This window comes from Stenotrophomonas terrae, assembly GCF_001431465.1.
Lineage (GTDB): Bacteria > Pseudomonadota > Gammaproteobacteria > Xanthomonadales > Xanthomonadaceae > Stenotrophomonas > Stenotrophomonas terrae.
In genome coordinates this window covers 53,496-66,596 of sequence record NZ_LDJJ01000007.1, presented here as the reverse complement: position 1 = coordinate 66,596, position 13,101 = coordinate 53,496, and the positions used below count along the sequence as shown (strand labels likewise).

The 13,101-nt window shown below is 63.8% G+C and carries 8 protein-coding genes, 1 tRNA gene and 1 pseudogene; all 10 read left to right on the top strand.

Annotation, left to right across the window (positions count from 1 at the left end; all coding sequences use genetic code 11):
• Window positions 1-48: 48 nt before the first annotated feature.
• The 10 genes and pseudogenes from ABB27_RS02750 (at window position 49) to ABB27_RS02705 (ending at window position 13,100) form a co-directional block, all read left to right on the top strand.
• Window positions 49-125 (top strand) — tRNA-Met (locus ABB27_RS02750).
• Between the two features lie 199 nt (window positions 126-324).
• On the top strand, window positions 325-912 hold the full coding sequence (gene rimP / locus ABB27_RS02745) for a ribosome maturation factor RimP (RefSeq protein ID WP_057626693.1): 588 nt from the start codon (window positions 325-327) through the stop codon (window positions 910-912).
• 4 nt (window positions 913-916) lie between these two features.
• The gene (gene nusA / locus ABB27_RS02740) at window positions 917-2,428 is read left to right on the top strand and encodes a transcription termination factor NusA (RefSeq protein WP_057626692.1); all 1,512 of its coding nucleotides are present in this window, start codon (window positions 917-919) and stop codon (window positions 2,426-2,428) included.
• Window positions 2,429-2,523: 95 nt separating this feature from the next.
• Window positions 2,524-5,157, top strand: coding sequence for a translation initiation factor IF-2 (infB, locus tag ABB27_RS02735; protein ID WP_057626691.1), 2,634 nt, complete (start codon window positions 2,524-2,526; stop codon window positions 5,155-5,157).
• A gap of 163 nt (window positions 5,158-5,320) precedes the next feature.
• Window positions 5,321-5,710: a 30S ribosome-binding factor RbfA gene (rbfA, locus tag ABB27_RS02730; RefSeq protein WP_057626690.1), complete on the top strand. Its 390-nt coding sequence runs from the start codon at window positions 5,321-5,323 to the stop codon at window positions 5,708-5,710.
• Window positions 5,711-5,824: 114 nt separating this feature from the next.
• Window positions 5,825-6,736, top strand: coding sequence for a tRNA pseudouridine(55) synthase TruB (truB, locus tag ABB27_RS02725; protein ID WP_057626689.1), 912 nt, complete (start codon window positions 5,825-5,827; stop codon window positions 6,734-6,736).
• Window positions 6,737-6,919: 183 nt separating this feature from the next.
• Complete coding sequence (gene rpsO / locus ABB27_RS02720) at window positions 6,920-7,180, top strand: 30S ribosomal protein S15 (protein WP_057626688.1); 261 nt, start codon at window positions 6,920-6,922, stop codon at window positions 7,178-7,180.
• A 146-nt stretch (window positions 7,181-7,326) separates the two neighbouring features.
• Complete coding sequence (pnp, locus tag ABB27_RS02715; protein ID WP_057626687.1) at window positions 7,327-9,435, top strand: polyribonucleotide nucleotidyltransferase; 2,109 nt, start codon at window positions 7,327-7,329, stop codon at window positions 9,433-9,435.
• A gap of 563 nt (window positions 9,436-9,998) precedes the next feature.
• Window positions 9,999-12,544: pseudogene (locus ABB27_RS02710) on the top strand (DNA internalization-related competence protein ComEC/Rec2).
• Entirely contained in the window at window positions 12,438-13,100 is a 663-nt protein-coding gene (locus ABB27_RS02705) for a MotA/TolQ/ExbB proton channel family protein (RefSeq protein WP_057626686.1), read from the top strand. The pseudogene ABB27_RS02710 and the gene ABB27_RS02705 overlap by 107 nt, the downstream one beginning before the upstream one ends.
• Window position 13,101 lies beyond the last annotated feature (1 nt).

Here is a 13,101-nt window from a genome sequence, read left to right as displayed (position 1 = left end):
AATAAGTCTTGCATTATCGACTTGGTTACTTCATAATTCCGCTTCTGATGCGGGGTGGAGCAGTCTGGCAGCTCGTCGGGCTCATAACCCGAAGGTCGCAGGTTCAAATCCTGCCCCCGCTACCAGCTTCGGTCTTTGGCAACACGCAGTGTTGATAGAGGCAAAAGTTGGGCTCGCAAGAACGGCTGCTTCCGTTCTTGCAACCGGGATCCGGCCAACGGATCCAAACGGACAAAGGGCCCACGTGGGCCCTTTGCTGTTTCTGCAATACGCAAAACCTGGTTGGGTTACAACCGTTCTCTAACTTACGAATCAAGGCTGGCTGTGAGCGACAAGGCTACTGAAATCGCGAATCTGCTGAGCCCCACCGTGCAGGCGTTGGGGCTCGAGTTGCTTGGCGTCGAATATCTGCCGGCCCCGGGCGGCGCAACGTTGCGCCTGTATATCGACGTGCCGCTGGTTGAACAGCCTGCGCGCATGGTCAACGTCGAAGACTGCGAGCGGGTGAGCCGCGAGGTTTCCGCGCAGCTGGACGTGGAAGATCCGATCAGCGGCAATTACACGCTGGAAGTGTCTTCGCCGGGTGTCGATCGTCCGTTGTTCACGCTGGCACAGTTCGAGCTCGCCATTGGCGAATCCGCCAAGGTCGGCCTGAAGCTGCCGCAGGAAAACCGCCGTCGCCTGCAGGGCGAGATTGCCGCGGTCGATGTGGCGCAGGGCACGGTCACGTTCATCGTCGACAACAAGCCGTTCGTGGCGTCGTTCGACAATATCGACAAGGCACGCATCATTCCGGACTGGGCCGCATTGGGCCTGGCACCGACCAAACCGACGGGTCCGGCCCCCAAGCAGGGCAAGCCCAAGAATAATTCCAATAACGAAACGGCGGCCAAAAAGCCGCGCGCGGAGTGAGCCGATGAGCAAGGAACTTTTGCTGGTAGTTGACGCAGTCGCCAACGAGAAGGGCGTGCCGCGCGAAGTTATTTTCGACGCGATCGAGGCTGCATTGGCCTCGGCAGCGAAGAAGCGTTACCCCGACCAGGAAGTCCTGGCGCGCGTGTCGATCAACCACAAGGACGGTACCTACGAAACCTTCCGTCGTTGGGAAGTGGTCGCCGATGACGTGGTGATGGAATCGCCGGATCGCCAGATCCGCATGATGGACGCGGTGGATGAAGCCGACGACGTCGAGATCGGCGATTACATCGAAGAACAGATTGAAAACCCGGATTTCGGCCGTATTGCAGCGCAGGCTGCCAAGCAGGTCATCGTCCAGCGTGTGCGCGAAGCCGAGCGCCAGCAGGTGGTGGATGCATGGAAGGACCGCGTTGGCGAACTGGTCACCGGCGTGGTCAAGCGTGCAGAACGCGGCAACATCTATGTCGATCTGGGCGGCAATGCCGAAGCCTTCATCCCGAAGGACAAGGGCATTCCGCGCGACGTGCTGCGTGCCGGTGACCGCGTGCGCGGCTATCTGGCCGAAGTGCGCTCGGAGCCGCGTGGCCCGCAGCTGTTCATCAGCCGCGCCGCCCCGGAATTCATGATCGAGCTGTTCAAGCTGGAAGTGCCGGAAGTCGGCCAGGGCCTGGTCGAGATCAAGGCCTGTGCACGTGACCCGGGCGACCGCGCCAAGATCGCCGTGCTGGCCCATGACAGCCGCACCGATCCTATCGGCGCCTGCATCGGCATGCGCGGTTCGCGCGTGCAGGCGGTGTCCAACGAGCTCAATGGCGAGCGCGTGGACATCGTGTTGTGGAACGACAACCCGGCCAATTTCGTCATCAACGCGATGGCCCCAGCTGAAGTGCAGTCGATCATCGTTGACGAAGAAAAGCATTCGATGGACCTGGCCGTGGCGGAAGACCGCCTGGCCCAGGCAATCGGCAAGGGCGGCCAGAACGTGCGCCTGGCCAGCCGCCTGACCGGTTGGCAGCTGAATGTGATGACCCAGGACCAGGTGACCGCCAAGTCGGAAGCCGAGCAGGGCGTCGCCCGTCAGCTGTTCATGGACAAGCTGGAAGTGGACGAAGAAATCGCCGGCATCCTGGTGTCCGAAGGTTTTGGTACGGTGGAAGAAATCGCCTACGTACCGGTTGGTGAGTTGCTGGCAGTGGAAGGCTTCGACGAAGATATCGTTGAAGAACTCCGTGCCCGCGCCCGCGATGCGCTGCTCAATGAAGCGCTGGCGGTGGAAGAGGGGGCTGACGGCGGTGTGCCGGCAGCTGATCTGCTGGCACTGAAGGGCATGGATGAGGCTACCGCGTACGCGCTGGCTGGCCACGGCGTGCGCACAAGTGAGGATCTGTCGGACCTGGCTGCCGACGAGGTTCTGGAGTTCGGCATCGAGGGCATGGATCTGGAGCGCGCCGCGGCGCTGGTCCTGGCAGCCCGCGCCGAGGAGATCGCCCGCCTGGAGCGCGGCGAATGAGCCAGCGATGAACAGTGCCCTGAGCCGCTCAGGGCGTAGACTCCGCGCTGCCTTCGTTCGTGACGAGGGGGCGCAAACAAGATCATAGGATCCGAATGTCGCAGCAAACCACCATCCGCAAGCTCGCCGAACTGGTCAACACGCCGGTCGAGAAACTGCTTGAACAGCTGTCCCAGGCCGGGATGAAGTTCAGCGGTCCCGACCAGGTTGTGACCAGTACCGAGAAAGTGAAGCTGCTTGGCTTCCTCCGCCGTTCGCACGGCAAGGAAGAGCAGCCGGTCGAAGAGGCTGATGCCGCATCGAAGAAGATCACCCTGAATCGCCGCAAGCATCAGGAAGTGACTGTCAGTGCTGGCCGTAGCAAGACCACCGTCAATGTGGAAGTGCGCCAGAAGCGCACCTACACCAAGCCGGAAGGTGGCAAGCCTGCGATGACGCCGGACGAAGAGCGCGCCGATATCCTGCGCAAGCTCGAAGAATCGCGTCAGCGCAATCTTGACGAGCAGCGCATGCTGGCCGAGAAGGATCGCGCCCGCGACGAAGGCATCGCCGCCAAGAAGGCTGCCGAGGTAGCCGAGGCTGCACGCCTGGAGGCCGAGAAGGTCGCCGCTGAAGAAGCCGCCAAGGCCGCTGCAGCAAAGCCCGCGCCGGCAGCTGAAGCGCCGGCACCACGTGCTGCACGTCAGGCTCCGGCAGCAGCTGCCCCGGCCCGTGCACCTGCCCGCGATGACCGTGGCAACAACAACACCAATGCCAACGCCAAGCCCGGCAAGCGCAACGAAGGTGGTGATGGCAACCGTTTCGGTGGCCAGCTGCATCTGTCGGCGTCTGACCGTGCCCGTCGTGGCAACAGCAACAACAATAATTCGCGTGGTCGTCCGGGTGCTCGCGCACCGCAGGGCCGCCGTGGCAATGACGCATCGCGCAGCGGTGGCGGCAGCCATGCCTTCGAACGTCCGACCGCACCGGTGGTGCGTGAGGTCGCCGTCGGCGACACCATCACTGTGGCCGATCTGGCCCAGAAGCTTGCCCTGAAGGGCGGCGAGGTGGTCAAGGCGCTGTTCAAGATGGGCGTGATGGCCACCATCACCCAGTCCATCGATCACGACACCGCCGCACTGGTTGTCGAAGAACTCGGCCACAAGGTCGTGCGCGCCAGTGACAACGACGCCGAAGACGCACTGCTGGCCATCAGTGATGGTGACGAGCGCGTAGCCGTGCCGCGTGCACCGGTGGTGACCATCATGGGTCACGTCGATCACGGCAAGACCTCGCTGCTGGATTACATCCGTCGCACCAAGATCGCCACTGGCGAAGCTGGCGGCATCACCCAGCACATTGGTGCCTACCATGTGACCACGCCGAAGGGCGTGATCAGCTTCCTCGATACCCCGGGCCACGCCGCGTTCACCTCGATGCGTGCCCGTGGTGCGCAGCTGACCGATATCGTGGTGGTGGTTGTCGCCGCCGACGATGGCGTGATGCCGCAGACCAAGGAAGCCATCCAGCACGCTCGCGCAGCCAATGCGCCGATCGTGGTGGCAATCAACAAGATCGACAAGGCCTCGGCCGATCCGATGCGCGTCAAGAACGAACTGCTTGCTGAGCAGGTCGTGGCCGAAGATTTCGGTGGTGACGTGCAGATGGTGGAAATCTCGGCCAAGACCGGCCTGGGCATCGACGACCTGCTGGATGCGATTTCGCTGCAGGCCGAAGTGCTCGAGCTGAAGGCCGTGGCCGAAGGCCGCGCCAGCGGCGTGGTCATCGAATCCTCGCTGGACAAGGGCCGTGGCCCGGTCGCGACGGTGCTGGTGCAACAGGGTCTGCTGAAGAAGGGCGACTACCTGGTGTGCGGTATCCAGTACGGCCGCGTGCGTGCATTGTTCGACGAAACCGGCAGCCAGGTGGCTGAAGCTGGCCCGTCGATTCCGGTGCAGGTGCTGGGTCTGTCCGGCGTGCCGGAAGCGGGTGATGACTTCGTTGTGGTTGAAGACGAGCGTCTGGCCAAGGACGTCGCGCAGACCCGCGAAACCAAGCGTCGCGAGTCGCGCTTGGTCGCGACTGCCGGCAGCCGCATGGAAGACATCATGTCGCAGCTGGGCAAGGGCGATGGCCAGCAGGTATTGAACCTGCTGATCAAGGCCGATGTGCAGGGTTCGGTGCAGGCACTGAGCCAGGCGCTGGTGGCCCTGTCCAACGACGACATCCGCATCAACGTGATCCACTCCGGCGTGGGCGGCATCACCGAGTCCGACGCCAACTCGGCTGTGGCCTCCAAGGCCACCGTCATCGGCTTCAACGTGCGTGCGGATGCTTCGGCCCGTCGCATCATTGAATCCAACGGCGTTGACCTGCGTTACTTCTCGATCATCTATGACGTGATCGATCAGGTGAAGCAGGTGGCCTCCGGTCTGCTCGGCGTGGAAATCCGCGAAGAGATCATCGGTATCGCCCAGGTCCGCGACGTGTTCCGCAGCTCCAAGTTCGGCGCGGTTGCAGGCTGCATGATCATCGAAGGCGTGGTGAAGCGGAACAAGCCGATCCGCGTGCTGCGCGACAGCGTGGTGGTGTTCGAAGGCGAGCTGGAATCGCTGCGTCGCTTCAAGGAAAACGTCGAGGAAGTTCGCAACGGTACCGAGTGCGGTATCGGCGTGAAGGCTTACAACGACGTCAAGCCGGGCGACCAGATCGAGTGCTTCGAGCGCATCGAAGTGCCGCGCACGCTGTAACTGCCGGGATCGGGGCAGGCCAGGATTCGTTGAAGCGAGTTCCGGGCAGCCCCTTCCACCGGCGGGGTCGGGGAACCGGGAGTCGGGATCGTGCATTCGATCCCTGCGAACGGTTCCCTTCCGGTTTCATTGAAATTCACTCTTTAATGTTGATACTTGCCTGATGCCTAAGACTTTCCATCGTACCGACCGTGTTTCTGCGCAGATCCGCCGCGATCTGGGCACGCTGGTGCATGCTGCCGTGCGTGAATTCGGGCTGCCTTCGGTCAGCGTGTCGGACGTGGAAGTCACCCGCGACATGGCCCACGCCAAGATCTACGTGACCGCGCTGATGCCGGAACGTTCGGCCGAGGCGATGAAGGGCTTGCGTGAATTGGCCGTTGAGCTGCGCATGTCACTGGCCAAGGCGATGAAGCTGCGGCACGTGCCGGAACTGCACTTCCACTACGACGACTCGGTCGACCGTGGCGAGCGTATCGACAATCTGCTGCGCGACCTGGTGCCGCCGCCGGAACCTGAATCCGACGACGACAAGGACGCCGACAAAGCGTAATCGCAGCAGCCCGTAAGGGCTGTTGTCATGTCTGGCCTGTGCATGTTGGCGCAGCCGGCATTCCCCGTTTTCCGCCGCCGCGCCGAGCGTGCGCCGGCTTGCCCATGGTGTTGCATGCGTCCTCGAATCCAATTCCGCCGCCTGGACGGCATCGTTCTGCTCGACAAGCCGGCTGGCATGAGCTCCAACACGGCGTTGCAGGTTGCCCGCCGTCTGTTCCGCGCCGAGAAGGGCGGGCATACCGGTAGCCTGGATCCGCTGGCCACCGGCCTTTTGCCGCTGTGCTTCGGTGAAGCGACCAAGATCGCCGGCCTGCTATTGGGCTCGGCCAAGGCCTACGACGCCGAAATCCGGCTGGGCAACACCACCGATACCGACGATGCCGATGGCGTCGTGCTGCGCGAGCGGCCGGTCCCGGCGTTCAGTGATGAACAGCTGCAGGCGGCCTTGGCCAGCCTGACCGGCACTATCCGGCAGCGTGCGCCGATCTATTCGGCCTTGAAGCAGGGCGGTGAGCCGCTGTACGCCAAAGCGCGCCGCGGCGAGGCCATCGAGGCGCCCGAGCGCGAGGTGCTGGTGCAGTCGATCGAGGTGCTGGGGCGTGAAGACGCGCATCTGTCACTGCGCGTGACCTGTGGCTCGGGCACCTATATCCGCAGCATTGCCCGCGATCTGGGTGAGCTGCTGGGCTGCGGCGCACATGTCACCGCGTTGCGCCGGCTGTGGGTTGAACCGTTCATGGCGCCGAAGATGATCGGCTTGGATGCGCTGCGGGTGGTGGCCGAATCCGGTGACGAGGCAGCGCTGATGGCGTGGCTGCTGCCGATCGAGCAGGGTTTGAGCCAGTTTGCCCGGGTCGACCTGGATGCGGCACAGGCGGCGCGGTTCTGCCTGGGGCAGCGCTTGCGTGACCCGGCCTGGCCGGTCGGCCTGGTGGTTGTTCATGGTGAACATGGCCAGCCGCTGGGCCTGGGCCAGGTCGAAGAAGGCGGGCGACTGGGTCCGCAACGCCGCTTCAATCTCTGAACGGGCAGGGGCGAACCGTACCTGCGCGGTCACGTTCGCCTTGTCCCGGATGGTTGTGACCGTTACAATTTTGCGGCCCTATAAAGGGCAACTGCCCGCCCCCGGTGGGCAGCCTATTAATCGGCGAGCTGAGCGGTGCGTCCAGAGACGTTCCTGCCGGCCCCGCATCTGAAGAGAAAACTCATGTCGATCGACACCCAGAAAGTCATTGAAGAAAACAAGCGCGGCGCTGCCGACACCGGTTCCCCGGAAGTCCAGGTCGCCCTGCTGACCGCTCGCATTGAACTGCTGACCGGCCACTTCAAGGAACACAAGAAGGATCACCACAGCCGCCGTGGCCTGCTGCAGATGGTCAACCGCCGCCGTAGCCTGCTCGACTACCTGAAGAACAAGGATGTCGCACGCTACAAAGCATTGATCGAAAAGCTCGGCCTGCGCCGCTAATCGATATCCGCCGCGGCGCAGCGATGCGCCGCGGCTTTGTTTTAAGAGCTTCAAAATCGTAGTAGACCGGCCGGAACCGCCCGGCCAGCCGCTGCCGACATGGGTTGGCAACGGACCAATCGAAGAAAGCATTTCAAGGATCCCCCGTGGCAAAAATCACCAAAACCTTCCAGTACGGCAAACACACCGTCACGCTTGAAACCGGCGAAGTCGCCCGTCAGGCCGGCGGCGCTGTCATCGTCAAGATGGACGACACCGTGTTGCTGGTCACTGCCGTCGCCGCCAAGAGCGCGCGCGAAGGGCAGGACTTCTTCCCGCTGACTGTTGATTACCAGGAAAAGTTCTACGCCGGTGGCCGTATCCCGGGTGGCTTCTTCAAGCGTGAAGGCCGTGCGACCGAAAAAGAGACGCTGATTTCGCGCCTGATCGATCGCCCGATCCGTCCGCTGTTCCCGGAAGACTACAAGAACGAAGTGCAGATCATCGCCACGGTGATGTCGCTGAATCCGGACGTCGACGGTGATATCGCCGCGCTGATCGGTGCTTCTGCTGCGCTGTCGCTGGCCGGTACCCCGTTCAAGGGCCCGATCGCCGCCGCCAAGGTGGGTTACAAGGATGGCGAATACATCCTCAACCCGACCGTGTCGGAGCTGAAGGAATCGCAGCTGGAGCTGGTGGTTGCGGGTACCGCCAATGCCGTGCTGATGGTGGAATCGGAAGCCGCGCTGTTGTCCGAAGACGTGATGCTGGGCGCCGTGACCTTCGGTCACCGCGAAATGCAGAAGGTCATCAACGCGATCAACGAACTGACCGTTGAAGCCGGCACCAAGCCGAGCGACTGGGTTGCCCCGGCCAAGAACAACGTGCTGATCAGCGCCCTGCAGGAAGCCGTCGGCGGCAAGCTCGGCGAAGCCTTCCAGGTGCGCGACAAGCTGCAGCGTCGCGACGCCATCTCGGCGATCAAGAAGGACGTGGTTGAAGCCCTGGCTGGCCGCGTTGCCGCTGAAGGCTGGAACCCGGCTGAAGTGTCGAAGGAATTCGGCGAGCTGGAATACAGCACCATGCGTAACTCGGTGCTGGACACCAAGGTCCGCATCGACGGCCGCGCCCTGGACACCGTCCGCCCGATCGCGGTCAAGACCAGCGTGCTGCCGCGTACCCACGGCTCGGCCCTGTTCACCCGCGGCGAGACCCAGGCCATCGTGACCATCACGCTGGGCACCGCACGCGACGGCCAGATCATTGACGCCGTTGCCGGTGAGTACAAGGAAAACTTCCTGTTCCATTACAACTTCCCGCCCTACTCGGTCGGTGAGTGCGGTCGTTTCGGTGCGCCGAAGCGTCGTGAAATCGGCCACGGCCGTCTGGCCAAGCGCGGTGTGCTGGCTGTGATGCCGTCGCTGGAAGCCTTCCCGTACACGATTCGCGTTGTGTCGGAAATCACTGAATCCAACGGCTCCTCGTCGATGGCTTCGGTCTGCGGTTCCTCGCTGGCCCTGATGGACGCCGGCGTGCCGGTCAAGTCGCCGGTCGCAGGTATCGCTATGGGTCTGGTCAAGGAAGGCGAGCGCTTCGTCGTCCTGTCCGACATCCTGGGTGACGAAGATCACCTGGGCGACATGGACTTCAAGGTCGCTGGTACCGCCGAGGGCATCTCCGCCCTGCAGATGGATATCAAGATCGAAGGCATCACCGAAGAGATCATGAAGCAGGCACTGCAGCAGGCCAAGGCTGGCCGTCTGCACATCCTGGGCGAAATGGCCCATGGCCTGACCTCGCCGCGCGCCGAGCTGTCGGATTACGCGCCGCGTCTGCTGACCATCAAGATCCACCCGGACAAGATCCGCGAAGTGATCGGCAAGGGTGGCTCAACCATCCAGGCCATCACCAAGGAAACCGGCACCCAGATCGACATCCAGGACGATGGCACCATCACCATCGCTTCGGTGAACAACGCCGCTGCCCAGGCCGCCAAGGCCCGCATCGAGCAGATCACCTCGGACGTCGAGCCGGGCCGCATCTACGAAGGCAAGGTCGCCAAGATCATGGACTTCGGTGCGTTCGTCACCATCCTGCCGGGCAAGGACGGTCTGGTCCACGTGTCGCAGATCTCCAGCGACCGCGTCGAGAAGGTTGGCGACGTGTTGAAGGAAGGCGATTTGGTCAAGGTCAAGGTGCTGGAAGTCGATAAGCAGGGCCGTATCCGCCTGTCGATGAAGGCCGTGGAAGAAGGCGAAGGCACCCCGGCCGAATAAGGCTGCGGTGTTGTATCGCTGAAAAGAAAAGCGGGCCTGGTGCCCGCTTTTCTTTTGCCTGGAAAACGGCAGGGCGTGCCAACCAAGGCGCAGCGCACAGAGCGCACAGGTAGTGCCGAGCCATGCTCGGCAGAGGCTGTCCAAGCAAACCCGCAGCCGCGTTTGTAGGAGCGGCGTAAGCCGCGAAGCCAGCAGCATCAAAGCGCCCGGTATCCCTGCAATCTCATCGACCATCAGCCTCGCGGCTGACGCCGCTCCCACAAAAAGCGGTCCCCGCAAAGCCCAACACCTCGGTAGTGCCGAGCCATGCTCGGCAGGAGCCGTCCCGGTAAACCCGCAGCAGTTTGTAGGAGCGGCATAAGCCGCGAAGCCAGCAGCATCCAACGCGCCCGAAATCCCTGCAACCTGATCGACCATCAGCTTCGCGGCTGACGTGGCTCCCAGAAGAAGCGGGTTCCCTTAAACACCGCAGCAACCCGGCGACGCCCCACGCCTGACATCCCTGATCTTTCAGCACCCGGTTCTGTCGATGGAATCCGGGCAGGTGCCTGCCAGCATTGCCCATGGGGCAAATGGAGGCGGAGATGGCTGCTCACTCAGGCGCGGGTGGTGTCGGGCTGGGGCATGTGGGCATTGCCATTGCCGGCAAGGCTGTCGCCATCTGTTTCCTGGCCGGTATCTGCACCGCGATCCTGGCGCCGGGCTTGCCGCCAAGCGTCCTGCGCTGGGTGGGTTTATTGGCGGGCCTTTTGCTATGGCTGGCAAACCCGCGTTGGCGCTGGCTGGGTGCATTGCTGACCGGCATGGCTTGGGCGTGGTTGCACGCGGGTTGGGGTCTGGATCAGCAGCTGCCGCTGGCCTTGGAGGGCAGGGAAGTCTCCGTGGTCGGCGTCGTGACCAGTCTTCCCCAGCACGAGATCCGCCGCACCCGCTTTCAGCTACAGATAGATGGGGACACCGCACAATCGGCGGGTCTGCAAGGGCGCACAGTACAGGTGTCCTGGTACGACGATTTCGGTGTAACCGAGCCGGGTCCGCGCATCCACGTACGTGCTGGCGAGCGTTGGCGGTTGAATCTGCGCCTGCGCGCGCCGCGCGGGCTGATCAATCCCGGTGGCTTCGACGCCGAGCGCCACGCCTTGGCGCAGGGCATCGCCGCCAGCGCTATCGTGCGGCAGGTGCCGACACCGCAGAGACTGTCGGCGCCTGCAGGGCTTGGCGCATGGCGCGAGCAGATGGCGGCGCGGATCACGGCGCAGGTGCCGACCGGATCCTCGCGCTATGTGCAGGCATTGGCACTGGGTGACACGCGCGGGCTTGGCGAGGCCGACTGGCAGGTGCTGCGCGCTACCGGCCTGACCCATCTGATCGCCATCTCCGGTTTTCACGTTGGCATGGTCGCTTTGTGCGCAGCATGGATGGTGGCCGGTATCTGGCGCCTGCTGCCCTGGTGTGGTCGCTACTGCCCAAGGCCGCAGGCGGTCGCCATCGGTGCGCTGATTGGTGCCACCGTGTATGCAGCCGTCGCCGGCTTCGGACTGCCGACGGTGCGGACGGTATTGATGGTAGCGGTGGTAGTGCTGGCGCGGCTTGGCCGCCGGCCGGTGGATGTGGCCGCGTCACTGGCGTTGGCTGCTTTGGCTGTGCTTTGCCTGGCGCCATTGTCGGTGCTGACGGCCGGGTTCTGGCTCAGCTTCGCCGGTGTGGCGTGGCTGCTGTGGTGCCTGCCTGAGCGCGGGCATTGGCTGGGCAGTTTTCTGTCGGCGCAGCGGGTGGCGACCTTGGGCTTGCTGCCGCTGACGGTCCTGCTGTTCGGCCAGGCCTCGGCGATCGGGCCGGTCGCCAACCTGTTGGCGATTCCGTGGTGGAGCCTGGTGGTGGTGCCATTGGCGCTGCTGGGTACTGCCCTGGAGGCCGTAAGCAACGGTGCCGGTGGATTGGCCTGGCGGGCATCGGCATGGTGTTTCGATCTGAGCTGGCCGCTGTTCCAGGCGCTGGGTAGCGGCCGCTACGCGCTATGGTGGTTGCCGGAACCGGCTTGGTTTGCGCTGCCGCTGGCCTTGTTGGCGGCAATATGGATGCTGCTGCCTGCCGGCACGCCGGGCAAATACCTGGCGGTATTGCTGTGGCTGCCCTTGTGCCTGCCATGGCGTGACCGGCCCCGAGACGGTGCGTTTGAGCTGATCACGCTGGATGTTGGCCAAGGCCTGGCGGTGCTGGTACGCACTGGTCAGCACAGCCTGCTGTTCGATGCCGGGCCGGCGGTCGCCGACGGCTTTGATGCGGGTGAGCGGGTGGTGGTGCCGGCACTGCGCGCCTTGGGCGTGCAGCAGCTGGAAACGCTGGTGGTCAGCCACGGCGATCACGATCATGCAGGCGGCGTGGCGGCAGTGCAGACCGTATTGCCTGCGCACAGTCTTTGGGCACCGCCCGGGCTGGCGCTGCAGTCGGAGGCGGGGCCGACCTGTGGGGCTGGTCAGGCTTGGCAATGGGATGGGGTGCGCTTTGAATTCCTACATCCCACGCCCGGGTTTCCCTATCTGGGCAACGAGTCCAGTTGCGTGCTGCGGGTTCAGGGGCGTTACGGGACGGCCTTGCTGACCGGGGATATTGGTGAGGTGATCGAACAGCGTCTGCTCAAACAGGTACCGGCAAAACTGCACGCGGATGTGGTGCTGGTGGCGCACCATGGCAGCGGTGGCTCATCCAGCCGGGCGTTTGTGGCCGCCACCGGCGCGCGCCTGGCGCTGATCTCCAACGGCCATGGCAACCGCTTCGGTCATCCACGCCCGGACGTGGTCAGGCGCTGGCAGCGCAATGGCGCCGAAGTCCTGGCGACAGCCGATAGTGGGGCGCTGCAGGTGTGGCTTGGTGAAGGCGGGCTGCAGGTACGGGAGCGCAGAATCTGGCGGTCAAGGCTGTGGGATGCCGCTGAGCGGGCGCGGGCGGCTGCTATCCTATCGGACATCAAAAACGCGGCCACGGCGCCGGAGGGTTGAAACGTGTGGGAATTGGTCAAAGCCGGCGGATGGCCGATGGTGCCGTTGCTGCTGTTGGGCGTGCTGGCGTTGGCCATCGTTCTGGAGCGTTTCTGGAGCCTGCGGCGTAACGAGGTATTGCCGCCGGGTCTGGGTCAGGAGGTTCGTAACTGGGCCGCGCGCGGCAAGCTGGATGCCAGCCATATCGACTCCCTGCGTGCCAACTCACCGTTGGGTGCGTTGTTGGCTGCCGCGCTTGAGGCGCGCAATCGCCCGCGCGACCAGATCCGCGAGCGTATCGAAGACACCGGTCGCCATCTGGTGCACCGGATGGGGCGCTTCCTCAATGCCCTGGGCACCATTGCCTCGGCTGGCCCCTTGCTGGGTCTGCTGGGTACCGTGGTCGGCATGATCCAGATGTTCCTGGGCATCCTTGATCACGGCGTCGGTGACGTGGGCCAGCTGGCCGGTGGCATCGGCAAGGCGCTGGTGTGTACCGCGACCGGCATGATGGTCGCGATCCCGGCGTTGATGTTCCATCGCTACTTCCGTGGCCTGATTGATGGCTACGTGATCGAGATGGAGCAGGAAGCCGCAGCACTGCTGGATGCGCTCGATGGGCGGCCGGCGGTGATGGCTGCCAACAAGGCTGCAGCGCCGCGCCCGACGGCGACTGAAAAGGCCTGAG

What these genes read in the sequence shown, in the direction of transcription:
- nusA (WP_057626692.1), top strand. Translation starts at nt 917, where the DNA reads ATGAGCAAGGAACTTTTGCTGGTAGTTGACGCAGTCGCCAACGAGAAG.
- infB (WP_057626691.1), top strand. Translation starts at nt 2,524, where the DNA reads ATGTCGCAGCAAACCACCATCCGCAAGCTCGCCGAACTGGTCAACACG.
- rbfA (WP_057626690.1), top strand. Translation starts at nt 5,321, where the DNA reads ATGCCTAAGACTTTCCATCGTACCGACCGTGTTTCTGCGCAGATCCGC.
- truB (WP_057626689.1), top strand. Translation starts at nt 5,825, where the DNA reads ATGCGTCCTCGAATCCAATTCCGCCGCCTGGACGGCATCGTTCTGCTC.
- rpsO (WP_057626688.1), top strand. Translation starts at nt 6,920, where the DNA reads ATGTCGATCGACACCCAGAAAGTCATTGAAGAAAACAAGCGCGGCGCT.